Raw genomic sequence first — 24,853 nt, forward strand, 5'->3', positions numbered from 1 at the left:
GTTTATTATTTGAGCATATTCGGAAGAGTAATATAGGGTGAAGCGTATATCGAGGGCGTTTGGTCGTCCTGATAAGATGCGCAGCATCGCATCAGGCATTGATGCTCGACTGTCGGATGCGGCGTAAACGCCTTATCCGACCCACAGAATCCGGAGTGCATCAGGTACCGGCAAGGTTACCTGATGCGACGAGGGCATTTACCCGAGGGTTTTGAACGCTTTAATGCGCTGCAAATGCGGGGAGATATTCTTGAATTTGTGCGACTGCTCTTCGTCCCAGACAATCTCGTAATAATGATGCAGCTCTTCAGATGTCCGCTGGCTGTTAAGCGCTTCATCATTACGCGACAAAATCACCAGGCAACGATCGCGATTCTTCTCACGGAAGTTGGTCACACACTTAGTGGCAATATCGGCATACTCTTCCGGGCGATCAATCTTGCCTTCCATGTTCTCATAAGGGAACAAATTAGGGTTGAAGATCACCTGGCGGATGTCGCAAAGAAAACCAATCCGTTCCGCCCAGTATCCGCCCAGGCCAACGCCGCAAATTAGCGGACGCTCGTCAACGTTCAGTTGCAACATTTTGTCCACTTCTTTGAGCAGATGCTGCATATCATGTTTCGGATGCCGCGTACTGTAGCTTATCAAGCGTACATCCGGGTCAATAAACTGCAATTGTAAGACTTTCTCGTGGTTACCCGGACTGTTAGAGTCAAAACCGTGTAAATAGATAATCATCGCTTCCTCACATAAGCCAGGGTTAGTGACCTGCTTTCTCTTCCTGCCAGCGTTCGTGTAACTGATTCAGACGGGTGCTGATCGCTTTCCAGCGAGCCGAGTCCATCAGTTCCTGTCGCGAAAATGAACCTTTATGATACAAACGTGTAACACGTTCTGCCTTGATCGGTGACAGATTATCTAACACGCTGACGGCCCCTTTACGATTATTGCAGACCAGGATCATATCGCAACCCGCATCCAGTGATGCCTGCCCGCGTTCGGCATAACTGCCCATAATCGCGGCACCTTCCATCGATAAATCGTCAGAGAAAATCACGCCGTCAAAACCCAGTTCCTGACGCAAAACGGTTTTCAGCCAGTAGGGAGAACCGCTCGCCGGACGCGGATCAACATCACTGTAGATCACATGCGCAGGCATAATGGCGTCGAGTTTATTTTCGCGGATTAAGGAACTGAAGACCGACATATCTTTAGCGCGAATCTCCGCTTGTGGACGTGGATCGCACGGTGTTTCTTTGTGTGAGTCTGCCGTTACTGCACCGTGTCCTGGGAAGTGTTTCCCGGTCGTTTTCATTCCGGCTTCATGCATACCATCAATAAACCGGCTGGCAATTGCCAGGGCTTTTTGTGGATCGGCATGATAAGAACGCTCGCCAATCGCCGCGCTGATATGCCCGACATCCAGCACTGGCGCAAAGCTGATATCAATATCCATAGCGATCATTTCGCTGGCCATCAGCCAACCCGCCTCTTGCGCCAGTTTGCCGCCCTCTTCCATTCCTGACAGCGCAGCGAATGATTGCGCCGCTGGCAAGCGGGTAAAACCTTCACGAAAACGCTGCACGCGTCCACCTTCCTGATCTACCGCCACCACCAGATGATTGCGCGAAGCTGCGCGGATCTGGCGCACCAGTTCACGCAACTGGGCAGGATCATGATAGTTACGCGTAAAGAGAATCAGCCCTCCCACCAGCGGATGCGCAAGTATTTCACGCTCTTCCGCGTCCAGTTCGTAACCTTCGACATCCAACATTACTGGACCCACACTGCTCTCCTTATTGTTTTATTAATAGCTGCCGCCAGGTGTCATCGGCCAGCCTGATAAATTGTTGATCGCCGGTTTGTCGCCAGCGGTACTCAAACCACCCTGCTTTGAGCATCAGCAGCCAGGGAAACCATCGCCTGACCTGACGCCATAATTGCGCCGGATAAATCTTCGCGCGAGTGGCATAGTCATTGACCAATTGCCGGTGCTGTTCAGTATTTTCCACCCACACTGCCGCCAGTTCCAGCGCGATATCACCATCTCCGGCATACTCCCAGTCGATGAGTTTTAACCCTGACGCGCTATGCACTAAATTTCCGGCGTGGACATCCATATGCAATGGACTTAAGCGTAAAGGCCGTGGTTCCCGCGCTTTGCGCAGACGTTTTAACATTCGCAGCCAACCCACTGTCCGCCGCGCCGGATCGCTTTGCTGCCAGTACAGTTCCAGTAACGGCAACAGCGTTATTCGCCAGCCAAAACGTGGTTGTTGATGTAGATAATACAGCAAGCCTGCCAGTTCGTTGGTATCCGGCAAATACGTTTTTACCTCGCCGGGCAGATAGTCGACTACCATCCAGTCACGGAGATATAAATGCGGCTTCGGTGCAATGCTTGCGGGTAGTTGTGATAAAGCCCGATACTGGCGCAAGAACGCGGACTGCGGCGCATCAGGATCGTGCGGCTGACGCACAACAAAACGCTGGCCCTGATGTTCAATGAGAAAACTCCCGCCACTAAGCCCACTATTAAACGTCGTGACGGGATGAAACTGCGGGAAAAAGCGCGACAGCAATTCGTCGCGCATGATGGGATTATTGCTGCGAAACGGCACCTTTACCTGACCAGATAATTTCGCCCGTCTGCACCAGCATCAGCTGCATTTGTAGGGTCGGAGCGTTAACGTTGCCAGAGGCGCTGGAGTACAGCACGTAATGAGCGCCGACATTGCGGGCAATGCCTATGGCTTTACTACGGGTACCTAAACTGTCCTGCGGCGACAAACCTAACTGTTGCTTAGCCATCGACAGCTGCTGGGCGGAAACCAGGGTAAATTTCCCGTTATTAGCCAGCGCATTTCGCAGCGTTTCGGTCGCTTCTGCGGCATTCAGCGAACCGTTAGTACGGTTGTTAACGCTATCAACCAGCAGGACGCTACCCGCAGTCACCCCGTCAGCCCCAAGCATCTTACTGACCATCGGCTGCATTGCGCCATTCCAGTCATAATGGCGAATATGCGGCGCAGGCGGTGCCGTTTGATCTTCGTGCTCAATTGGGCCTGGCTGCTGCGGGATCGTCGGCACCGAGGGCACTGTGGGGACAGGCTGTTGTGGCTCGGCTGGTTGTTCCGGCGCTGGTTTCACTTCTTCTACCGGTGCAGGTTCACGTTGCCCCACACACCCGGCGAGAAACATCGCCAGCGCGGTAATCAAGGCGTAGCGACTCATTTTTGTCATCAAGATTCACCCCTTACAAATATAGATAAAGTCTGACTTTGTGCGCCCCCAGAAAATTGGCGCTGCCGTACAGCGTTACCGCCGAATGTGCGGGAATGGTAACGCTGCGTGGCCTTTCCAGAGGATGCATCTCCAGCCCTCTGGCGTCATACCAGTAAAAACGATAATGAACGGTAACGGGTTCTTGCCTTTCGTTATAAAGCGTTGAGGATGCTGAAGGTTGAATATCAGACGTCGAAAGGACGGGCTTTTCTGCACTGATGCCCGCAGCCAATAAAGATGACTCCATCACCAGCGATTGCTCATCATTCACCGGAATTTCCGGATGTGAACGACAGCCCACCAGCAGTAACAACGCCAGAGACACCAGCCCAAAGCATCCTTTTCTCATCGTTACAGACCTTTATGTGCCAGCATTGGTCCCAGCGGACGGCCACCCAACAAGTGCATATGGATGTGGTAAACCTCTTGTCCGCCATGGCGGTTGGTATTCATGATCAGACGATAGCCATCTTCGGCAATACCTTCTTGCTCAGCAATTTTTGCCGCTACGGTGATCATGCGTCCCAGCGCCTGCTCATGCTCAGCTGAGACGTCGTTCACAGTCGGAATGAGGATATTCGGAATGATCAGAATATGCGTTGGCGCTTGCGGCGAAATATCGCGAAACGCCGTTACCAGATCATCCTGGTAGACGATATCGGAGGGGATCTCACGACGAATAATTTTGCTGAATATAGTTTCTTCTGCCACGACATTTTCCTTTTTCAAATAGCCATGCGTTGCGCCATGCTACGCCGCGCCACACTGCGAGTATAGAGTATGGTCGAGTTAAACCTGCTCTTTCAACCTTAACTCACGATTTCTTAAGCAAAAAATCGTTTTGCTGCCGTATATATCGCCATTATTCCCATTTCTGCCTGCGAATGCGCTGAAAAGACATTCTCTGTTTGGTTTACACGTCAAATATGAATGCGTATATTTCTCATTTGCATTTACATGCAAAATTATTCGCACACTAAATATAACCGCTCATCACCCTCCTCCGGCATGAGCCTGACGACAACATAAACCAAGAGATTTCAAATGCTTTCAACACAATTTAACAGGGATAATCAATATCAAGCCAGCACCAAACCATCACTACTTGCCGGTTGCATAGCACTGGCACTATTACCTTCTGCCGCTTTTGCTGCACCAGCCACTGAAGAAACGGTGATTGTTGAGGGTTCAGCCACAGCTCCAGATGATGGCGAAAATGATTACAGCGTAACGTCTACCTCTGCGGGTACCAAAATGCAGATGACTCAACGTGATATTCCTCAGTCGGTCACTATTGTTAGCCAGCAGCGGATGGAAGATCAGCAGTTACAAACGCTGGGCGAAGTGATGGAAAACACGCTGGGGATCAGCAAAAGTCAGGCGGATTCCGATCGTGCTCTTTATTATTCCCGCGGATTCCAGATCGATAACTATATGGTTGATGGTATCCCCACCTATTTTGAATCGCGCTGGAATCTGGGCGACGCACTTTCTGATATGGCACTCTTTGAACGCGTAGAAGTAGTGCGTGGCGCGACAGGACTCATGACCGGGACGGGTAATCCATCTGCGGCAATTAATATGGTTCGAAAACACGCGACCAGTCGTGAATTTAAAGGCGATGTCTCGGCGGAATACGGTAGCTGGAACAAAGAACGGTATGTGGCGGATTTACAAAGCCCACTCACCGAAGACGGTAAAATCCGCGCGCGAATTGTCGGCGGCTACCAGAATAACGACTCATGGCTGGACCGCTACAACAGTGAAAAGACCTTCTTCTCCGGCATTGTCGATGCTGATTTAGGCGATCTTACGACGCTTTCAGCCGGTTACGAATATCAGCGCATTGATGTTAATAGCCCTACCTGGGGCGGTTTACCGCGCTGGAATACTGATGGCAGCAGCAACAGTTACGATCGTGCACGCAGTACCGCACCTGACTGGGCGTACAACGATAAAGAGATCAACAAGGTCTTTATGACCCTGAAGCAGCGGTTTGCTGATACCTGGCAAGCGACGCTGAATGCCACCCACTCTGAAGTCGAATTTGACAGCAAAATGATGTATGTCGATGCCTATGTAAACAAAGCGGATGGTATGCTGGTTGGGCCATACAGTAATTATGGACCTGGCTTTGATTATGTCGGCGGCACCGGTTGGAACAGTGGCAAACGTAAAGTTGATGCGCTGGATTTGTTCGCTGACGGTAGTTATGAATTGTTTGGTCGTCAGCACAATCTAATGTTTGGTGGCAGTTACAGCAAACAAAACAATCGTTACTTCAGTTCATGGGCCAACATCTTCCCGGATGAAATTGGCAGTTTCTACAACTTTAATGGCAATTTCCCACAAACCGACTGGTCACCACAGAGCCTGGCGCAGGACGATACCACACATATGAAATCGTTATATGCTGCCACTCGTGTCACCCTTGCCGATCCGCTGCATCTGATCCTCGGCGCACGTTATACCAACTGGCGGGTTGATACGCTGACTTACAGCATGGAGAAAAACCACACCACGCCTTACGCTGGTCTGGTGTTTGACATCAATGACAACTGGTCGACCTACGCCAGCTATACCTCTATTTTCCAGCCGCAAAATGATCGTGACAGTTCAGGCAAATATCTGGCTCCAATCACCGGTAACAACTACGAGCTGGGTCTGAAATCGGACTGGATGAATAGCCGTCTGACCACCACATTAGCCATCTTCCGTATTGAGCAGGATAATGTCGCTCAGTCCACCGGTACACCTATCCCCGGCAGCAACGGCGAAACCGCCTATAAAGCGGTGGATGGGACAGTCAGTAAAGGGGTGGAATTTGAACTCAACGGCGCAATTACCGACAACTGGCAGCTGACATTTGGCGCAACGCGCTATATTGCAGAGGATAACGAAGGAAACGCCGTTAATCCTAATCTGCCACGCACCACGGTTAAAATGTTCACCAGCTATCGGTTGCCTGTCATGCCAGAGTTGACAGTCGGCGGTGGTGTTAACTGGCAAAATCGCGTGTATACCGACACCGTGACACCGTATGGCACCTTCCGCGCCGAGCAAGGTAGCTACGCGCTGGTGGATCTCTTCACCCGCTACCAGGTGACGAAAAACTTCTCGTTACAGGGGAACGTCAATAACCTGTTCGACAAAACCTACGATACCAACGTGGAAGGTTCTATCGTCTACGGCACACCGCGTAATTTCAGCATTACCAGCACGTATCAATTCTGAATAACACCTGTAAAAAAGGCAGCCATCTGGCTGCCTTAGTCTCCCCAACGTCTTACGGATTAGTGGTTACGGATGTACTCATCCATCTCGGTTTTCAGGTTATCGGATTTAGTACCGAAAATCGCCTGAACACCAGAACCAGCAACCACTACGCCCGCTGCGCCCAGTTTCTTCAGGCCGGCCTGATCCACTTTAGACACATCAGCAACGCTGACGCGCAGACGGGTAATACATGCGTCGAGGTTAGTAATGTTTTCTTTACCACCAAATGCAGCAACCAGAGCCGGTGCCATTTCGCTGGTACCTGTCGCTTTTGCATCTTCAGTCGCGTCTTCACGACCCGGCGTTTTCAGATCCAGTGCTTTAATCAGCACGCGGAAGATGGTGTAGTAAACAATCGCATAACCGATACCGACGATCGGGAACAGCCACAGTTTGCTGCTGTTACCAGACAGAACGATGAAGTCGATCAGACCGTGCGAGAACGACGTACCGTCACGCATCCCCAGAAGAATACAGATTGGGAATGCCAGGCCTGCCAGAATCGCGTGGATGATGTACAGGATCGGCGCAACGAACATGAAGGAGAACTCGATCGGCTCGGTGATACCGGTCAGGAACGAGGTCAGCGCCGCGGAAATCATAATACCGCCCACTTTCGCGCGGTTTTCTGGTTTAGCAGAGTGCCAGATAGCAATTGCGGCAGCTGGCAGACCGTACATTTTGAACAGGAAGCCACCAGACAGTTTACCCGCAGTCGGGTCACCCGCCATATAACGCGGAATGTCGCCGTGGAAAACCTGACCTGCTGCGTTGGTGTATTCACCAATCTGCATCTGGAAAGGTACGTTCCAGATGTGGTGCAGACCAAACGGTACCAGGCAACGTTCGATGAAACCGTAAATGCCAAACGCAACTACCGGGTTCTGGTAAGCAGCCCACTGAGAGAAGGTCTGGATTGCAGAACCAATCGGCGGCCAAATGAAGGACAGCACAACGCCAGTAAAGATGGCAGCCAGGCCAGAAATGATCGGCACAAAGCGTTTACCGGCAAAGAAGCCAAGATACTCAGGCAGCTTAATACGGTAGAAACGGTTAAACATGTACGCTGCGATCGCACCGGAGATAATCCCTCCGAGTACGCCAGTATCCGCCAGGTGTTTAGAGGCGATTTCTTCAGCAGGTAAATGCAGTACCAGTGGCGCAACCACGGCCATGGTTTTAACCATGATGCCATAGGCAACAACTGCGGCCAGCGCGGATACGCCATCGTTATTGGTAAAGCCGAGGGCGACACCGATCGCAAAAATCAGTGGCATGTTTGCAAAGACGGAACCGCCTGCTTCTGCCATAACATGCGATACAACGGCGGGCAGCCAGCTGAAATTCGCGGAACCGACGCCCAGCAGAATACCTGCGATAGGCAGTACGGATACCGGCAGCATCAGCGATTTACCGACCTTTTGCAGGTTAGCAAATGCATTCTTAAACATAATTGAGAGTGCTCCTGAGTATGGGTGCTTTTTTTACGTTCTCACGCGTGGCAAGGGGGGAGAGCCTCGCCGTGTACAGGGCATCTAAGCGCCCTTTATTTATTACACAGAGTAAAATAATTCAGTGCCAATTTGTTTGACGGCTATCACGTTTCAACTTCAGATCATTGGAGAAGTTGCACATTTTGACAAAACATATGTCACAATATTTCAAACGCGGTTATTCACCGCCCAATTTTCGGCGGTGAACTTTACTCGTTTTAGCCATTAATTACGAGCTTTAAAAAAACTCATTCAACGGATGGATTGAAGGCGGGAAGCGTCGATGTGAAACAGACGGGCGAAGTTATCGGTGGTTACCTGCGCCAGTTCTTCAACGGCAACACCTTTCAACACAGCCATGTATTCTGCAACGTCACGAACCATCGCAGGTTGATTCTCTTTTCCTCGATGCGGTACCGGCGCAAGGTAAGGTGAGTCAGTTTCCACCAGTAATCGATCCAGGGGGACATAACGCGCAGCATCGCGCAGTTGCTCCGCATTACGGAAGGTCACAATGCCGGAAAAGGAGATGTAAAATCCGAGATCCAGTAATTTACCCGCCGTTTCTCTGTCCTCTGTAAAACAGTGTAGTACGCCACCGCAATCCGTCACTTTTTCTTCGCGCAGAATTGCCAGCGTATCGGCGCGGGCGTCACGGGTATGGACGATAACCGGCTTGTTCAGTTCACGACCAATCTGGATATGATGGATGAAGGACTCTTGCTGACGTACTTTAGTTTCCGGCGTGTAATAATAATCCAGCCCAGTTTCACCCAGCGCAACCACACCCTCTTCTGCCGCCAGACGGCGTAAATCTTCTACATCGTAGGGATCATTCTGGTTGAGTGGATGCACGCCACAAGAAAATACGACGTTGTCACGTTCGCCTACCAGATCCCGCATGTGTAAATAACCCGGTAACGTTGTGGCGACTGCCAGACAAAATTTCACATCGCGTGCGGCGGCTTTCGCCAGAACGTCATCCACGTCCTTATGCAAAGATTCATAATCCAGACCATCGAGATGGCAGTGTGAGTCGACTAAAAACATGATGTCTCTCTTAAAGATGAGGAACCGGTAGCACAACGCCCGGTTGCAGGTAATGCTCAATACGCAGTAAAAGATCGGTGATGAGAAGCTCGCGGTTGATGCCTGTAACAGACATTAACTGTTCACGAATGTGGCAAACATCCCCCAGTATAGCCTGCAGGCGCGAGGGAGAAAGATGGTTTGCCAGTTCGGCGACCAGGCCCGGCACATCAACATTGGTCACCTGCGCAGCACCATGATGGCCTTTTAGCGCATCCATCAGCAACGTTGCCAGCCAGTGTAAACGCGCCGGAGCTTGTTCATGATTAAGGGCCGCTAGCAGCGAATACCAGTCGCCCGATGGCACGCTATATGCCAACGCCTGACACAATGTTTCACGAGCCTGCCAGTTATCTCCCTGAAACAACGCCAGTGCCGCGCCAGGCGAACCGGCGCTTAAGCGCAATGCGGCAAGTAATGCATCCTGTGACATTGTCACTTCGCGTGAAAGCCAGGTCACGGCGTACTGTTCCGGCGGCGGCGCAAGGTAATGTAACCGACAACGACTACGTAATGTTGCCAGTAAACGTTCAGGCTCGCGGGTAGCCAGGAAAAACCAGGTTTCTGCTGGTGGCTCTTCAAGCGTTTTCAGCAATGCGTTAGCCGCGGCGTCGGTTAGTAAGGCAGCATCGGTTACCCAGACAACTTTCGCACCACCTAGGCGTGCGTGCTCATTCAGCTTTTCGGTGACCTCACGTACCGCATCAATGCCCAGCATATTTTTCCCTTTTTCGGGAGCCAGGGTGTAGTAATCGGGATGCGTGCCAGCCTGCATCAACTGACATCCACGACAGTGACCGCAACTTTTGTGGCCCTGCGGTTGTTGGCAGAGTAAATAACGGCTCAGGGCGTAGATTAAAGCATCATCGCCCATGCCCGGTAACGCCTGAATGAGTAGCGCATGGTGACCTCTTCCGGCCTGATAGCTGGCTACCAGTTTTTCGAAATCAGGTCGTAACCATGGATACCATCTCATGCGTCCAACTCCTTAACCCAGTGGGTCACGGTAGTGCGGATTGCATCCATCACGGCCTCCAGCGGCTGGGTGGCATCAATGGTATGAATACTTTTATCTTGTGCAGCCAGTTCCAGATAGCGGGCGCGGGTGCGATTAAAGAAATCGAAAGACTCTTGCTCAATACGATCCAGCTCGCCGCGCGCACGCGCGCGTTTTAAGCCAACTTCCGGGGTAACATCGAGATAGAGCGTTAAGTCGGGGCGAAAATCCCCGAGAACAGCATCACGCAGTGTTGCCAGCATATGTTGGTCAATACCACGTCCTCCGCCCTGATACGCCTGAGTGGAGAGATCGTGGCGATCGCCAATCACCCAGGTGCCGTTAGCCAGAGCTGGTTTGATGACCGTTTCTACCAGTTGAACGCGCGCGGCATAAAACATCAGAACTTCGGCTTTATCGGTAATGACTTCATCGCCTACCGATTTGATATCCAGCACCAGGCTTCTTAACTTTTCGGCAAGTTGCGTACCGCCAGGTTCCCGAGTGAAAACCATGTCGCGGATACCCAGTTGCTCAAGCGTCTCAACCACCACATTACGCGCGGTAGTTTTGCCTGCGCCTTCCAGCCCCTCAATGACGATATACTTACTGCGCATTTTTTTCCTTAAGCACTTTCAGATAATCCTGCACAGACTTGTTATGGCTGGCAAGATTGGTATTAAACGTGTGACCACCTTTACCATCGGCCACAAAATAGAGATACGGCGTTTTTGCCGGATGCGCAGCAGCCTTCAGCGAATCCGCCCCCGGCGTAGCTATCGCACCCGGCGGCAAACCGGTAATGGTATAGGTGTTATACGCTGTCGGCGTTTCCAGGTCTGCACGAGAAAGTTTGCCATTATAACGCTCTCCCATCCCGTAAATCACGGTTGGGTCGGTCTGCAGGCGCATACCAATGCGTAAACGGTTGATAAATACCGAGGCAACCTGATCGCGTTCACTGGCAACGGCGGTTTCTTTTTCGATAATTGATGCCATCGTCACCAGCTGATTTTTATCTTTATAAGGCAGACCGTCCGCACGCCCTTCCCAGGCGCTATCGACCGCTTTCACCATTTTCTTGTGCGCTCGCTTGAGTAACGCGACATCGGTGGTATTGGCGGTATACATCCAGGTGTCTGGCCAGAACCAACCTTCAATCCACTCCGGGTTTTCCAGTTCAAGTGCCTGCGCTACGGTGGCGTACTTATCGTCGCTCAGCGTATGCTTGATATACGGGGCCTCACGCAATTGCTTGAGGTAATCGCTCAGACGCATCCCTTCTACCAGTCGCAGAGGGAACTGTGCTTCTTTACCGCTTTCCAGCAACTTCAGCATCTCGCACACGGTCATCTGCGGTGTAAAGCGGTAAGTCCCGGCTTTAAAGTGAGAAAGATCCGGTTCGATACGCAGCAGCCATTGAAAAACCCGTGGACGATTGATGATCTTATCGGCATAAAGCTGTTCACCGAGCGCCAGACGTCCGGTCCCTGGCTTCAGGGTAAATATCGTCTCTTCTTTGATAAGCAATTTGCTGTCGGCAAGATGGCGAACCTTCCAGACGCCCACACCAGCGGCGATACCCAGTACCACCAGCAATAACAAGATAATCAATAACACTTTTTTCATGACTAATTCGGGCGCTCACAAAGTGGGGCTAAATATTCATATAACGTTGCTGACGAAAAGGAGACATCGCCACAGGCACGTACGGGCATCACTGGCATTAACGCATTACAAATAACCATCTCATCTGCCTGCAACGCCTCTTCCAGAGAGGCTTGCACTTCGACAAGCTGATAAGAGGATTGTGCCAGCAAACGGATACAGAATTGTCGCATAATGCCGTTAACACCTGCCTGATCCAGTCGCGGCGTATAAACTACATTGCCCTTCCGCCAGAACAAATTAGCCGCACAGCATTCCGTAACCCACCCTTCGCTGTCAAGGACCAGCGCCTCATCAGCGTTTGTCTGCTCAAGATGAGAGCGGATCAATACTTGCTCAAGCCGATTAAGATGTTTAATACCTGCAAGATGAGGATTGCGCCCCAGCCGCACCGGGCTTAGCGCCAACGTCATCCCTTCGTTACGCAAACGGTCGTAATGTGCAGGATAAACCGTAACGGAGAGAATCCGCGTTGCCGGTCCACTGTTCAATGTGCTGTACCCTCGCCCGCCACTACCGCGACTGATCACGACTTTCAGCACACCATTTTGCTGTTCTGCTGCCAGCGTTTTCATCTCTTGTTCAAGCTGAGGCCAGAAGTCACAGAAAATCATCAACCGCTGACAAGCATCCTGTAGTCGCTGGATATGCGCCGATAACAAACTGACTTTACCGTCGATAACTCTGGCGGTGGTAAAACAACCATCACCAAACTGCGTTGCCCGATCGCTTACTGCCAGCGATTCCTGCTTATAACCGTTAATTAAGAACATACCGGCTCCTTATCAGAGAATTGTTAGTGTGGCAGCATGTTCACTACGGAACAAGTCGGAATAAAAGCTAAGAAAAAAGGCCCGCAAGCGGACCTTTTATATGGGTGGAAAATGACAACTTAGATCTTTTTAAAGATCAAAGAACCATTAGTGCCACCGAAGCCGAAGGAGTTACACAGCGTGTATTCCATTCCGCTGACCTGACGTGCTTCATGCGGTACGAAATCCAGATCGCAACCTTCATCCGGGTTATCCAGGTTGATGGTTGGCGGAACAGCCTGATCGCGCAGCGCCAGGATGGAGTAGATAGATTCTACTGCACCCGCCGCACCTAACAGGTGACCGGTCATAGATTTCGTGGAGCTTACCAACACACGGCTTGCAGCTTCACCGAAGATGGTTTTCACCGCCTGCGCTTCAGCTTTATCGCCAGCCGGCGTAGAAGTACCGTGCGCGTTAACGTAGCCAATCTGACTCGCTTCAATGCCTGCATCACGCAGAGCATTTGCCATTGCCAGAGCTGCGCCTGCGCCATTTTCTGGCGGTGACGTCATATGATAAGCATCGCTGCTCATACCAAAGCCGACGAGTTCAGCGTAAATTTTCGCACCGCGTTTTTTCGCGTGTTCGTACTCTTCTAGTACCAGCATACCGGCACCATCGCCCAGTACGAAGCCATCACGCTCTTTATCCCACGGGCGGCTCGCCGCTTGCGGGTTATCATTGCGGGTAGATAATGCACGTGCCGCGCCAAAACCACCAACGCCCAGCGGCGTACTGGCTTTCTCTGCGCCACCTGCAACCATCACGTCAGCATCGCCATACGCGATAATACGCGCAGCATGACCAATGTTGTGCACGCCGGAAGTACAGGCGGTCGCGATAGAGATGCTTGGGCCACGCAGGCCATACATGATAGTCAGATGACCTGCCACCATGTTCACAATCGTTGACGGAACGAAGAATGGGCTGATCTTACGTGGACCACCGTTCATCAGAGATGTGTGGTTTTCTTCGATCAGTCCGAGGCCGCCAATCCCGGAGCCAATTGCGGCACCAATGCGGGTTGCGTTCTCTTCCGTTATTTCAAGGCCAGAATCCTGCATGGCCTGAACGCCAGCGACAATTCCATATTGAATGAAGGCATCCATCTTGCGCTGTTCTTTGCGCGAGATAATGTCCTCACAGTTAAAATCCTTTACTAAGCCAGCAAATTTCGTTGCATAGGCGCTAGTATCGAAATGGTCGATTAGGCTGATGCCACTCTGACCGGCAAGCAGAGCTTTCCAGGTAGACTCTACGGTATTGCCGACAGGAGACAACATGCCCAGTCCGGTCACAACTACACGACGCTTAGACACGTTTGTCCTCCAGGGAGGGAAAAAATGATTCTAGTGGGACAAAAAGATAAAACTCAGGCGGTCGAACGACCGCCTGGAGATGTTCACTTACGCCTGGTGGCCGTTGATGTAATCAATGGCAGCCTGAACGGTGGTGATTTTCTCAGCTTCTTCGTCCGGAATCTCAGTATCAAACTCTTCTTCCAGAGCCATTACCAGCTCAACGGTGTCAAGAGAATCCGCGCCCAGGTCTTCAACGAAAGAAGCATTGTTGGTAACTTCTTCCTGCTTAACGCCCAGCTGTTCGCCGATAATTTTCTTAACGCGTTCTTCGATAGTGCTCATACTCTTAAATTTCCTATCAAAACTCGCTTTCGCGATGGTTTTCGTAGTGTATAAAATGTTGAAAAATTTGCAACTAAATCCCGGCAGGTCTTACCACGATTTTACGTTATTTTGAGGCCTTACCCCCCAATAACGCAAATCATTTTGCACTAATTATTACTCATAACCACGCAGACTGCGCGCAACATGAGCATTTTGTGCAAATCGCGGTCAGACCATGTACATCCCGCCGTTCACATGCAAAGTTTCACCCGTGATGTAAGCTGCTTCGTCGGATGCCAGGAATGCAACCGCGTTGGCGATTTCCTGTGCGCCGCCGAGGCGACCCGCAGGAACCTGCGCCAGGATACCCGCACGCTGGTCATCGCTCAGCGCACGTGTCATGTCCGTTTCAATAAAGCCCGGAGCAACAACGTTTACAGTAATACCGCGTGACGCAACTTCGCGCGCCAGTGATTTACTGAAGCCGATCAAGCCCGCTTTCGCCGCAGCGTAGTTGGCCTGACCGCCATTTCCCATGGTACCAACCACAGAACCGATAGTGATAATACGACCATGACGCTTTTTCATCATAGCGCGCATTACCGCTTTTGACAGACGGAAAACAGATGAAAGGTTGGTTTCGATAATATCGTTCCACTCTTCATCTTTCATTCGCATTAACAGGTTATCACGAGTGATACCGGCATTATTGACCAGGATATCCACTTCACCAAATTCTGCGCGAATTTTTTCCAGAACAGATTCGATAGATGCCGGGTCGGTCACATTCAACATCAGACCTTTGCCGTTAGCACCTAAATAATCACTGATCGCCTGAGCGCCATTTTCACTGGTCGCAGTGCCAATAACTTTCGCGCCACGGGCTGCGAGCGTTTCAGCAATTGCGCGGCCAATTCCGCGGCTTGCACCGGTTACCAGTGCGATTTTTCCTTCAAAATTCATGATTTTCCTCTTTTAAAGCTCGAGCGCCGCTGCCATCGCTGAAGGTTCGTTCAGCGCCGAGGCGGTCAGGGTGTCGACAATGCGTTTCGTCAGGCCAGTTAGCACTTTGCCCGGGCCGACTTCATAGAGATGTTCTACGCCTTGCGCTGCCATGTACTCAACAGACTTCGTCCACTGAACCGGGTTATACAACTGACGTACCAGTGCGTCACGAATGGCATCACCATTGGTTTCGCATTTCACATCAACGTTATTCACAACAGGAACTGTTGGTGCGTTAAAGGTGATTTTCGCTAATTCTACTGCCAGTTTGTCGGCTGCTGGTTTCATCAGCGCACAGTGAGACGGTACGCTCACTGGTAACGGCAGCGCGCGTTTTGCGCCCGCAGCTTTACAGGCAGCGCCAGCACGCTCAACCGCTTCTTTATGACCGGCAATAACCACCTGTCCCGGAGAGTTAAAGTTTACCGGAGAAACGACCTGACCTTCTGCAGCTTCTTCACACGCTTTCGCAATAGACGCATCATCCAGACCGATGATTGCCGCCATAGCGCCAGTGCCTTCCGGTACGGCTTCTTGCATGAACTTACCGCGCATCTCAACCAGACGCACCGCATCAGCGAAATCAATCACGCCAGCGCAAACCAGCGCGGAGTATTCCCCCAGGCTGTGACCGGCCATCATTGCCGGTGCTTTACCGCCCTGCTGCTGCCATACGCGATACAGCGCAACAGATGCAGTCAACAGCGCTGGCTGGGTTTGCCAGGTTTTATTCAGTTCTTCAGCTGGCCCCTGCTGGGTCAGCGCCCACAGGTCGTAGCCCAGCGCCGCAGAAGCTTCAGCAAACGTTTCTTCGACAATTGGATAGCTCGCCGCCATATCAGCCAGCATTCCAACGGTTTGAGAACCCTGTCCAGGGAACACAAATGCAAATTGCGTCATGTTTTAATCCTTATCCTAGAAACGAACCAGCGCGGAGCCCCAGGTGAATCCACCGCCAAAGGCTTCAAGCAGAACCAACTGCCCCGGCTTAATGCGCCCGTCGCGTACAGCTTCATCCAGCGCGCACGGGACAGAGGCCGCAGAGGTATTACCGTGGCGATCCAGCGTCACCACGACATTGTCCATAGACATACCGAGTTTTTTCGCCGTTGCACTGATAATACGCAGGTTAGCCTGATGCGGAACCAGCCAGTCCAGTTGAGAACGGTCAAGATTATTTGCCGCCAGCGTCTCATCAACGATGTGCGCCAGTTCCGTTACCGCAACCTTGAAGACTTCGTTGCCCGCCATCGTCAGATGAATTGAATTCTCTGGATTCACACGGTCAGCATTAGGCAGCGTCAGCAACTCACCATAGCTACCGTCGGCATGCAGATGGGTGGAGATGATTCCCGGCTCTTCAGAGGCAGCCAGCACCGCAGCGCCCGCGCCATCGCCAAAAATAATAATAGTCCCACGATCGGTTGGATCGCAGGTGCGCGCCAGTACATCGGAACCGACGACCAGAGCATACTTCACCGCCCCAGATTTCACGTATTGATCGGCTACGCTTAATGCATAGGTGAAACCTGCGCAGGCTGCTGCAACGTCAAATGCCGGGCAACCTTTAATGCCCAGCATGCTTTGAATCTGACAAGCTGCGCTCGGGAAAGCGTGCGTAGCAGAAGTCGTTGCCACAACGATCAGGCCAATCTGGTCTTTCTCAATGCCCGCCATCTCAATTGCGCGTGTCGCCGCTTCAAAGCCCATGGTTGAAACGGTTTCGTTTGGCGCGGCAATGTGGCGTTCGCGGATACCGGTACGAGTGACAATCCACTCGTCAGAGGTGTCCACCATTTTTTCCAAATCGGCGTTTGTCCGCACTTGTTCGGGCAGATAGCTGCCAGTACCAATAATCTTCGTATACATGTACGCTCAGTCACTTTTCGGTTATATACCGTCACTTGCAAACTGCGAGTTCGCTGGCAGCGTCCTGCTACCGCAGAGTTCCGCTTTTGCCACCGTCCAGCAGCTCAAAACCAGCTGGGTATACAGATTCCAGGCGAGCGGCAATTCGCTGAGGAACTTGTCGCTGCACCGCCTGCACTGCCTGTTCAATCGCGACCGCAAAAGCTCGCTGATTGGCTGCACCATGACTTTTTATCACCGTGCCGCGCAATCCTAACAGACAGGCGCCGTTATACTGGTCGGGGTTGAGGTGACTGAATCGCCTCGTCAGGCTCTTTTGTAGCCAACGCTTTAATAACAGTAGCCACCACGACCGTTTTTTCCCTTCACCCTGAGATTTCAGCAGAGAAAGGAACATCCTGACAACACCTTCCATCGTCTTTAACGTGACATTTCCTGTAAAGCCGTCACAAACCAGCACATCTGTCTTGCCAGTTAACAACTCATTGGCTTCAAGATAGCCGATATAATTGATAGAAGGGATTGTTTTAAGCACCGCTGAGGCATCCCGAATACTGTCGAGACCCTTTACTTCTTCTTCACCAATATTGAGCAACGCCACGCGAGGATTGGGAATTTCCACCACCTCTTCAGCCAGGACTGAGCCCATAATGGCAAATTGCACCAACATTGTGCTGTCACAATCGACGTTGGCCCCTAAATCGAGAACCACCGTTTTGCCCTTTTGCTGATGCGGCAATACCGTCACCAGCGCCGGACGCTCAATCCCCTCCAGGGGCTTGAGTAATAATTTTGCCAGCCCCATCAGTGCCCCGGTATTACCGGCACTGACACAGGCTTGCGCTCGACCTTCTTTCACCAACTCCAGGGCCACGCGCATTGAACTCCCACGACTGGCGCGGATAGCTTGCGAAGGCCGGACATCACTGGCGATAACTGACTGCGCAGGAATAATCTGCAGACGCGAACGTTGTTCAAAGTCAGCTTTAGCAAGTAATGGCGTGATGGCGTCGGGATTGCCGACTAAAAGAAGAGTGAGTTGCGAATTAGAATTCAGTGCCTGCAATGCTGCAGGCACTGTCACGGAAGGGCCAAAATCCCCTCCCATGACATCTAACGCCAGGGTTAGACGTGTCAAGGTATCGTCGCCGCCCGGTTTGGTCTTTCCCCAGTTGCCTGGGGAAAATCCTCACTAAGCTTCATCACGCAGACGCGTGATTACTTAGCGATGACCTTGCGGCCGCGGTAGTAACCGTCGGCAGTGATGTGGTGACGCAGGTGTTTTTCACCAGAAGTTTTGTCTACAGACAGGCTGGTGACTGCGGTCAGCGCGTCATGGGAACGACGCATGCCACGTTTGGAACGGGTTGGTTTATTCTGTTGTACGGCCATGGACCTTACTCCTCAATTACGGTTTATCCCCGATCCAACGGGGAGCACCAATTACTTACGCTTTAAGCTGGCTAATACGGCAAATGGGTTTGGCTTTTGCGCTTCTTCAGGCAGTTCACCAAAGACCATGTCCGCTTCGGACACTTCACAGTGTTCAGAATCATGCACCGGAACTACCGGCAAGGCGAGGATGATTTCATCTTCAACCATTGCAAGCAGATCGATTTCACCGAATTCGTTAACCTCAATCGGTTCATACGCTTCCGGCAGTGCTTCAGCCTGTTCGTCTGAACGCACAGGACTAAAACAATACGTTGTGTAGACCTGATGAGTAAACGGCTTCCCGCAACGCTGACACTCGAGCGTTACCGTCACCTTCGCATCGCCGTTTAACACTGCGAGACGTTGGTTATCGATAGCGAACGACATGGAGCATTCCACATCACTGTCCACACTGACTACGGATTCGGCGACGCGCTCAACCTGATCAGGGGTATAGATACCCTGGTAATCAAGGCGTTTTTGAGCCGTACGAACCGGATCGAGAGTCAGGGGTAATTTTACCTTTTGCATAGGGCGCGCATATTAACTTTGTAACGTCATAGAGTCAAAGAAAAAGGCAGCCTGTGGTTGCCTTTTGCCAATAATTCGCACACATTGCGGGTTACTGCTTTATTTTCGTTCAGTGCTGATAACGAACATCAACCTGCAAAACGAAGCGCATAGTTTAAAATGGCTATCATCAATACGCTATATCTGATGGAAAAAAATATGCCTAAACTTATTTTAGCCTCCACCTCGCCATGGCGTCGCGCTCTTCTGGAAAAACTGCAAATCTCTTTTGAATGTGCAGCACCAGAGGTCGACGAAACCCCACGCAGCGACGAATCACCGCGACAGTTGGTGCTTCGACTGGCACAAGAAAAAGCACAATCTCTGGCGTCACGTTATCCGGATCATTTAATTATTGGTTCAGACCAGGTATGTGTTCTTGATGGCGAAATCACCGGAAAACCGTTAACGGAAGAAAATGCCCGTCTGCAATTACGCAAAGCCAGCGGCAATATCGTCACCTTCTATACTGGACTGGCGTTGTTTAATTCGGCGAATGGGCATCTGCAAACAGAAGTGGAGCCTTTTGACGTCCATTTCCGTCACCTGAGCGAGGCGGAGATTGATAATTACGTGCGTAAGGAGCATCCCCTGCACTGCGCGGGTAGCTTTAAGAGTGAAGGATTTGGCATTACGCTGTTTGAGCGTTTAGAGGGGCGCGACCCTAACACACTGGTTGGTTTACCGCTAATTGCGCTGTGTCAGATGTTACGTCGGGAAGGGAAAAATCCGCTGATGGGATAGTTTTTTGCGCCGGATGCGGTTACGTCGCATCCGGCAATCGGTGCTGGCGGCCTGATGCGGCGTAAACGCCTTATCAGGCCAACCGCCCATTATCAGGCTTATATGCTTGTATTAGCGCGCGTTACGCAGCTTTTGCAAACAACGCTTCAAACCTTCATCCATCGGCGCTTCGATGCGCATCACCTCACCGGTCCCCGGATGGGTAAACTTCAACGCTGCGGCGTGCAGGAACAGACGATTTAATCCCGTGCCTGCTTCAGTGAGCTGTCTGTCAAATTCACGGTCACCGTAGCGATCGTCAAAGGCAATCGGATGACCCGCATACTGTGTATGCACACGGATCTGATGAGTACGTCCGGTTACCGGGCTACAACGCACCAGGGTGGCAAATGCATAGCGTTCTTCCACTTTAAAGCGTGTTTCCGACGGTTTGCCTTCCTGACTGACACGCACGATACGTTCGCCGCTTTGCAGAATATTTTTCAATAACGGCGCTTGAACGCTCTTCACATGCGACTGCCACTGACCGCGCACCAGCGCCAGGTAATCTTTTTGCATTCCTTTTTCACGTAATTGCTCATGCAGAGAACGCAACGCCGAGCGTTTTTTCGCTACCAGCAACACACCTGAAGTGTCCCGGTCGAGACGATGAACCAGTTCAAGGAACCGCGCTTCCGGGCGCAACGCCCGCAAACCTTCGATAACGCCGAAGCTTAAACCACTGCCGCCATGTACCGCCGTACCGGAAGGTTTATTCAGCACCAGGATATGATCATCTTCATATAAGATGACGTCCGCCAGCGCCGCCACCTTTTGCAGATGTGGCGAAACCGCCTCTTCTTCCCGCTCAGCAACGCGAACCGGTGGGATACGCACCTCATCACCCGCTTCGAGTTTATATTCAGGCTTAATACGTTTTTTGTTCACCCGCACTTCACCTTTACGCAAAATACGGTAAATCATACTTTTTGGTACGCCTTTCAATTGGGTACGCAAAAAGTTATCGATACGTTGCCCCGCTTCGTCAGCGGTGATAGCAACAATTTTTACGGATGGAGTCTCTGTTTTCATGGTGGGCGATTCTAATTAGCCAACAGGATTCGCGCCACTCATTTTTCTATGCTTATATTTAGTTTTACACCTTATTACTTCACTACGTGATCACTTTATTGATGGTTATTAAACCAATCACCAGCAAGAAGTGAAAAAACTGTGAGTAAGCGGGTGATAAATGGTAAAAGTCATCTTGCTATAACAAGGCTTGCAGTGGAATAATGAGGCCGTTTCCGTGTCCATCCTTGTTAAAACAAGAAATTTTACGGAATAACCCATTTTGCCCGACCGATCATCCACGCAGCAATGGCGTAAGACGTATTGATCTTTCAGGCAGTTAGCGGGCTGCGGGTTGCAGTCCTTACCGGTAGATGGAAATATTTCTGGAGAGTAATACCCAGTCTGTTTCTTTGATAATTGCGCTGTTTTTCCGCATGAAAAACGGGCAACCGACACTCTGCGCCTCTTTGAGCTGACGATAACCGTGAGGTTGGCGACGCGACTAGACACGAGGCCATCGGTTCACACCCGGAAAGGCGTTACTTTGCCCGCAGCTTAGTCGTCAATGTAAGAATAATGAGTAAGTTACGATGAAAAGAATGTTAATCAACGCAACTCAGCAGGAAGAGTTGCGCGTTGCCCTTGTAGATGGGCAGCGTCTGTATGACCTGGATATCGAAAGTCCAGGGCACGAGCAGAAAAAGGCAAACATCTACAAAGGTAAAATCACCCGCATTGAACCGAGTCTGGAAGCTGCTTTTGTTGATTACGGCGCTGAACGTCACGGTTTCCTCCCACTAAAAGAAATTGCCCGCGAATATTTCCCTGCTAACTACAGTGCTCATGGTCGTCCCAACATTAAAGATGTGTTGCGTGAAGGTCAGGAAGTCATTGTTCAGATCGATAAAGAAGAGCGCGGCAACAAAGGCGCGGCATTAACCACCTTTATCAGTCTGGCGGGTAGCTATCTGGTTCTGATGCCGAACAACCCGCGCGCGGGTGGCATTTCTCGCCGTATCGAAGGCGACGACCGTACCGAATTAAAAGAAGCACTGGCAAGCCTTGAACTGCCGGAAGGCATGGGGCTTATCGTGCGCACCGCTGGCGTCGGCAAATCTGCTGAGGCGCTGCAATGGGATTTAAGCTTCCGTCTGAAACACTGGGAAGCCATCAAAAAAGCCGCTGAAAGCCGCCCGGCCCCGTTCCTGATTCATCAGGAGAGCAACGTAATCGTTCGCGCATTCCGCGATTACTTACGTCAGGACATCGGCGAAATCCTTATCGATAACCCGAAAGTGCTCGAACTGGCACGTCAGCATATCGCTGCATTAGGTCGCCCGGATTTCAGCAGCAAAATCAAACTATACACCGGCGAGATCCCGCTGTTCAGCCACTACCAGATCGAGTCGCAGATCGAGTCCGCCTTCCAGCGTGAAGTCCGTCTGCCATCCGGTGGTTCCATTGTTATCGACAGCACCGAAGCGTTAACGGCCATCGACATCAACTCCGCACGCGCGACCCGCGGCGGCGATATCGAAGAAACCGCGTTTAACACCAACCTCGAAGCTGCCGATGAGATTGCTCGTCAGCTGCGCCTGCGTGACCTCGGCGGCCTGATTGTTATCGACTTCATCGACATGACGCCTGTACGCCACCAGCGTGCGGTAGAAAACCGTCTGCGTGAAGCGGTGCGTCAGGACCGTGCGCGTATTCAAATCAGCCATATTTCTCGCTTTGGCCTGCTGGAAATGTCCCGTCAGCGCCTTAGCCCATCACTGGGTGAATCCAGTCATCACGTTTGTCCGCGTTGTTCTGGTACTGGCACCGTGCGTGACAACGAATCGCTGTCGCTCTCTATTCTGCGTCTGATCGAAGAAGAAGCGCTGAAAGAGAACACCCAGGAAGTTCACGCCATTGTTCCTGTGCCAATCGCTTCTTACCTGCTGAATGAAAAACGTTCTGCGGTAAATGCCATTGAAACTCGTCAGGACGGTGTGCGCTGTGTAATTGTGCCAAACGATCAGATGGAAACCCCGCACTACCACGTGCTGCGCGTGCGTAAAGGGGAAGAAACCCCAACCTTAAGCTACATGCTGCCGAAGCTGCATGAAGAAGCGATGGCGCTGCCGTCTGAAGAAGAGTTCGCTGAACGTAAGCGTCCGGAACAACCTGCGCTGGCAACCTTTGCCATGCCGGATGTGCCGCCAGCGCCAACGCCAGCTGAACCTGCCGCGCCTGTTGTAGCCCCAGCACCGAAAGCTGCACCGGCAACACCAGCAACTCCTGCACAACCAGGGCTGTTGAGCCGCTTCTTCGGCGCACTGAAAGCGCTGTTCAGCGGTAGTGAAGAAACCAAACCGACCGAGCAACCAGCACCGAAAGCAGAAGCGAAACCGGAACGTCAACAGGATCGTCGCAAGCCTCGTCAGAACAACCGCCGTGACCGTAATGAGCGCCGCGACACCCGTAGTGAACGTACTGAAGGCAGCGATAATCGCGAAGAAAACCGTCGTAATCGTCGCCAGGCACAGCAGCAGACTGCCGAGACGCGTGAGAGCCGTCAGCAAGCTGAGGTAACGGAAAAAGCGCGTACCACCGACGAGCAGCAAGCGCCGCGTCGTGAACGTAGCCGCCGCCGTAATGATGATAAACGTCAGGCGCAACAAGAAGCGAAGGCGCTGAATGTTGAAGAGCAATCTGTTCAGGAAACCGAACAGGAAGAACGTGTACGTCCGGTTCAGCCGCGTCGTAAACAGCGTCAGCTCAATCAGAAAGTGCGTTACGAGCAAAGCGTAGCCGAAGAAGCGGTAGTCGCACCGGTGGTTGAAGAAACTGTCGCTGCCGAACCAATTGTTCAGGAAGCGCCAGCTCCACGCACAGAACTGGTGAAAGTCCCGCTGCCAGTCGTAGCGCAAACTGCACCAGAACAGCAAGAAGAGAACAATGCTGATAACCGTGACAACGGTGGCATGCCGCGTCGTTCTCGCCGCTCGCCTCGTCACCTGCGCGTAAGTGGTCAGCGTCGTCGTCGCTATCGTGACGAGCGTTATCCAACCCAGTCGCCAATGCCGTTGACCGTAGCGTGCGCGTCTCCGGAACTGGCCTCTGGCAAAGTCTGGATCCGCTATCCAATTGTACGTCCGCAAGATGTACAGGTTGAAGAGCAGCGCGAACAGGAAGAAGTACAAGTGCAGCCGATGGTGACTGAGGTCCCTGTCGCCGCCGCTATCGAACCGGTTGTTAGCGCGCCAGTTGTTGAAGAAGTGGCCGGTGTCGTAGAAGCCCCCGTTCAGGTTGCCGAACCGCAACCGGAAGTGGTTGAAACGACGCATCCTGAAGTGATCGCTGCCGCGGTAACTGAACAGCCGCAGGTGATTACCGAGTCTGATGTTGCCGTAGCCCAGGAAGTTGCAGAACAAGCAGAACCGGTGGTTGAACCGCAGGAAGAGACGGCAGATATTGAAGAAGTTGTCGAAACTGCTGAGGTTGTAGTTGCTGAACCTGAAGTTGTTGCTCAACCTGCCGCGCCAGTAGTCGCTGAAGTCGCAGCAGAAGTTGAAACGGTAGCTGCGGTCGAACCTGAGGTCACCGTTGAGCATAACCACGCTACCGCGCCAATGACGCGCGCTCCAGCACCGGAATATGTTCCGGAGGCACCGCGTCACAGTGACTGGCAGCGCCCTACTTTTGCCTTCGAAGGCAAAGGTGCCGCAGGTGGTCATACGGCAACGCATCATGCCTCTGCCGCTCCTGCACGTCCGCAACCTGTTGAGTAATAATTAGCTCAAGTAATCAAGCCCTGGTAACTGCCAGGGCTTTTTTATTTCATGTTTGAATCAACATATTAAAATTCATCAAATGGTATCCTTGCTAACCAACAATGCAAAATAGGCAAAAAAAATGCCCGCCCCGGCGATCCCAGAGCAG

Annotated in this window: 24 protein-coding genes; 3 read left to right on the top strand and 21 right to left on the bottom strand. The window is 51.7% G+C overall.

Going from position 1 to position 24,853, the window contains the following annotated elements:
• Window positions 1-198 precede the first annotated feature (198 nt).
• The 6 genes from ycfP to hinT are packed head-to-tail and all read right to left on the bottom strand — an operon-like array spanning window position 199 to window position 3,999.
• Complete coding sequence (gene ycfP, locus E0D98_RS02095) at window positions 199-741, bottom strand: alpha/beta hydrolase YcfP (protein ID WP_000587930.1); 543 nt, start codon at window positions 739-741, stop codon at window positions 199-201.
• A gap of 22 nt (window positions 742-763) precedes the next feature.
• Window positions 764-1,789, bottom strand: coding sequence for a beta-N-acetylhexosaminidase (gene nagZ, locus E0D98_RS02100; protein ID WP_000529316.1), 1,026 nt, complete (start codon window positions 1,787-1,789; stop codon window positions 764-766).
• A 10-nt stretch (window positions 1,790-1,799) separates the two neighbouring features.
• Entirely contained in the window at window positions 1,800-2,624 is an 825-nt protein-coding gene (gene thiK, locus E0D98_RS02105) for a thiamine kinase (protein ID WP_001116556.1), read from the bottom strand.
• Window positions 2,605-3,246 (bottom strand): penicillin-binding protein activator LpoB, encoded by a 642-nt coding sequence (gene lpoB / locus E0D98_RS02110; RefSeq protein ID WP_000164439.1) that lies wholly within the window; start codon window positions 3,244-3,246, stop codon window positions 2,605-2,607. Before lpoB ends, thiK begins: the two co-directional genes overlap by 20 nt.
• 13 nt (window positions 3,247-3,259) lie before the next feature.
• A complete protein-coding gene (locus tag E0D98_RS02115; RefSeq protein WP_001225281.1) occupies window positions 3,260-3,637 on the bottom strand; it encodes a YcfL family protein in 378 nt (125 codons plus the stop codon).
• Window positions 3,638-3,639: 2 nt separating this feature from the next.
• The gene (gene hinT, locus E0D98_RS02120; protein WP_000807125.1) at window positions 3,640-3,999 is read right to left on the bottom strand and encodes a purine nucleoside phosphoramidase; all 360 of its coding nucleotides are present in this window, start codon (window positions 3,997-3,999) and stop codon (window positions 3,640-3,642) included.
• A 333-nt stretch (window positions 4,000-4,332) separates the two neighbouring features.
• Between hinT and fhuE the strand changes: the two genes are divergently transcribed.
• Window positions 4,333-6,522: a ferric-rhodotorulic acid/ferric-coprogen receptor FhuE gene (gene fhuE / locus E0D98_RS02125; RefSeq protein ID WP_000953489.1), complete on the top strand. Its 2,190-nt coding sequence runs from the start codon at window positions 4,333-4,335 to the stop codon at window positions 6,520-6,522.
• Window positions 6,523-6,581: 59 nt separating this feature from the next.
• Here the strand turns inward: fhuE and ptsG are convergent, their stop codons facing one another.
• The 14 genes from ptsG to yceD all read right to left on the bottom strand — a co-directional run bounded on the left by ptsG (window position 6,582) and on the right by yceD (window position 19,090).
• Complete coding sequence (gene ptsG, locus E0D98_RS02130) at window positions 6,582-8,015, bottom strand: PTS glucose transporter subunit IIBC (RefSeq protein ID WP_000475719.1); 1,434 nt, start codon at window positions 8,013-8,015, stop codon at window positions 6,582-6,584.
• A 294-nt stretch (window positions 8,016-8,309) separates the two neighbouring features.
• Window positions 8,310-9,107 (bottom strand): metal-dependent hydrolase, encoded by a 798-nt coding sequence (locus tag E0D98_RS02135; protein WP_000480245.1) that lies wholly within the window; start codon window positions 9,105-9,107, stop codon window positions 8,310-8,312.
• A gap of 10 nt (window positions 9,108-9,117) precedes the next feature.
• Entirely contained in the window at window positions 9,118-10,122 is a 1,005-nt protein-coding gene (gene holB, locus E0D98_RS02140; RefSeq protein ID WP_131890480.1) for a DNA polymerase III subunit delta', read from the bottom strand.
• A complete protein-coding gene (gene tmk, locus E0D98_RS02145) occupies window positions 10,119-10,760 on the bottom strand; it encodes a dTMP kinase (RefSeq protein ID WP_001257000.1) in 642 nt (213 codons plus the stop codon). The genes holB and tmk overlap by 4 nt, the downstream gene beginning before the upstream one ends.
• Window positions 10,750-11,772 carry a cell division protein YceG gene (gene yceG, locus E0D98_RS02150; RefSeq protein WP_097412134.1) on the bottom strand — a complete coding sequence of 341 codons (1,023 nt, stop codon included), beginning with the start codon at window positions 11,770-11,772 and terminating at the stop codon, window positions 10,750-10,752. Before yceG ends, tmk begins: the two co-directional genes overlap by 11 nt.
• Window positions 11,773-11,774: 2 nt before the next feature.
• Window positions 11,775-12,584 (bottom strand): aminodeoxychorismate lyase, encoded by an 810-nt coding sequence (gene pabC, locus E0D98_RS02155; RefSeq protein ID WP_000478703.1) that lies wholly within the window; start codon window positions 12,582-12,584, stop codon window positions 11,775-11,777.
• A gap of 119 nt (window positions 12,585-12,703) precedes the next feature.
• Window positions 12,704-13,945 (bottom strand): beta-ketoacyl-ACP synthase II, encoded by a 1,242-nt coding sequence (gene fabF, locus E0D98_RS02160; RefSeq protein WP_000044679.1) that lies wholly within the window; start codon window positions 13,943-13,945, stop codon window positions 12,704-12,706.
• Window positions 13,946-14,032: 87 nt separating this feature from the next.
• Window positions 14,033-14,269 carry an acyl carrier protein gene (gene acpP / locus E0D98_RS02165; protein WP_000103754.1) on the bottom strand — a complete coding sequence of 79 codons (237 nt, stop codon included), beginning with the start codon at window positions 14,267-14,269 and terminating at the stop codon, window positions 14,033-14,035.
• 210 nt (window positions 14,270-14,479) lie between these two features.
• Window positions 14,480-15,214, bottom strand: a complete 735-nt coding sequence (gene fabG, locus E0D98_RS02170; protein WP_001008535.1) for a 3-oxoacyl-ACP reductase FabG — start codon at window positions 15,212-15,214, stop codon at window positions 14,480-14,482.
• Window positions 15,215-15,226: 12 nt separating this feature from the next.
• On the bottom strand, window positions 15,227-16,156 hold the full coding sequence (gene fabD / locus E0D98_RS02175) for an ACP S-malonyltransferase (RefSeq protein WP_000191372.1): 930 nt from the start codon (window positions 16,154-16,156) through the stop codon (window positions 15,227-15,229).
• A gap of 15 nt (window positions 16,157-16,171) precedes the next feature.
• Window positions 16,172-17,125, bottom strand: a complete 954-nt coding sequence (gene fabH, locus E0D98_RS02180; protein WP_000288132.1) for a beta-ketoacyl-ACP synthase III — start codon at window positions 17,123-17,125, stop codon at window positions 16,172-16,174.
• A gap of 67 nt (window positions 17,126-17,192) precedes the next feature.
• A complete protein-coding gene (gene plsX, locus E0D98_RS02185) occupies window positions 17,193-18,263 on the bottom strand; it encodes a phosphate acyltransferase PlsX (RefSeq protein WP_000197585.1) in 1,071 nt (356 codons plus the stop codon).
• A gap of 80 nt (window positions 18,264-18,343) precedes the next feature.
• On the bottom strand, window positions 18,344-18,517 hold the full coding sequence (rpmF, locus tag E0D98_RS02190; protein WP_000290727.1) for a 50S ribosomal protein L32: 174 nt from the start codon (window positions 18,515-18,517) through the stop codon (window positions 18,344-18,346).
• 51 nt (window positions 18,518-18,568) lie between these two features.
• Complete coding sequence (yceD, locus tag E0D98_RS02195; RefSeq protein ID WP_001174481.1) at window positions 18,569-19,090, bottom strand: 23S rRNA accumulation protein YceD; 522 nt, start codon at window positions 19,088-19,090, stop codon at window positions 18,569-18,571.
• A 198-nt stretch (window positions 19,091-19,288) separates the two neighbouring features.
• Between yceD and yceF the strand changes: the two genes are divergently transcribed.
• Window positions 19,289-19,873 (top strand): 7-methyl-GTP pyrophosphatase, encoded by a 585-nt coding sequence (gene yceF / locus E0D98_RS02200; protein ID WP_001125202.1) that lies wholly within the window; start codon window positions 19,289-19,291, stop codon window positions 19,871-19,873.
• Between the two features lie 111 nt (window positions 19,874-19,984).
• Here yceF and rluC read toward each other — a convergent pair whose 3' ends face one another.
• Window positions 19,985-20,944 carry a 23S rRNA pseudouridine(955/2504/2580) synthase RluC gene (gene rluC / locus E0D98_RS02205; protein ID WP_000846343.1) on the bottom strand — a complete coding sequence of 320 codons (960 nt, stop codon included), beginning with the start codon at window positions 20,942-20,944 and terminating at the stop codon, window positions 19,985-19,987.
• A gap of 572 nt (window positions 20,945-21,516) precedes the next feature.
• Here rluC and rne point away from each other — a divergent pair.
• Entirely contained in the window at window positions 21,517-24,702 is a 3,186-nt protein-coding gene (rne, locus tag E0D98_RS02215; protein ID WP_000827387.1) for a ribonuclease E, read from the top strand.
• The last annotated feature ends 151 nt before the right edge of the window (window positions 24,703-24,853 follow it).

The organism is Escherichia sp. KCJ4928 (assembly GCF_004352695.1).
Classification (GTDB): Bacteria; Pseudomonadota; Gammaproteobacteria; order Enterobacterales; family Enterobacteriaceae; genus ECMA0423.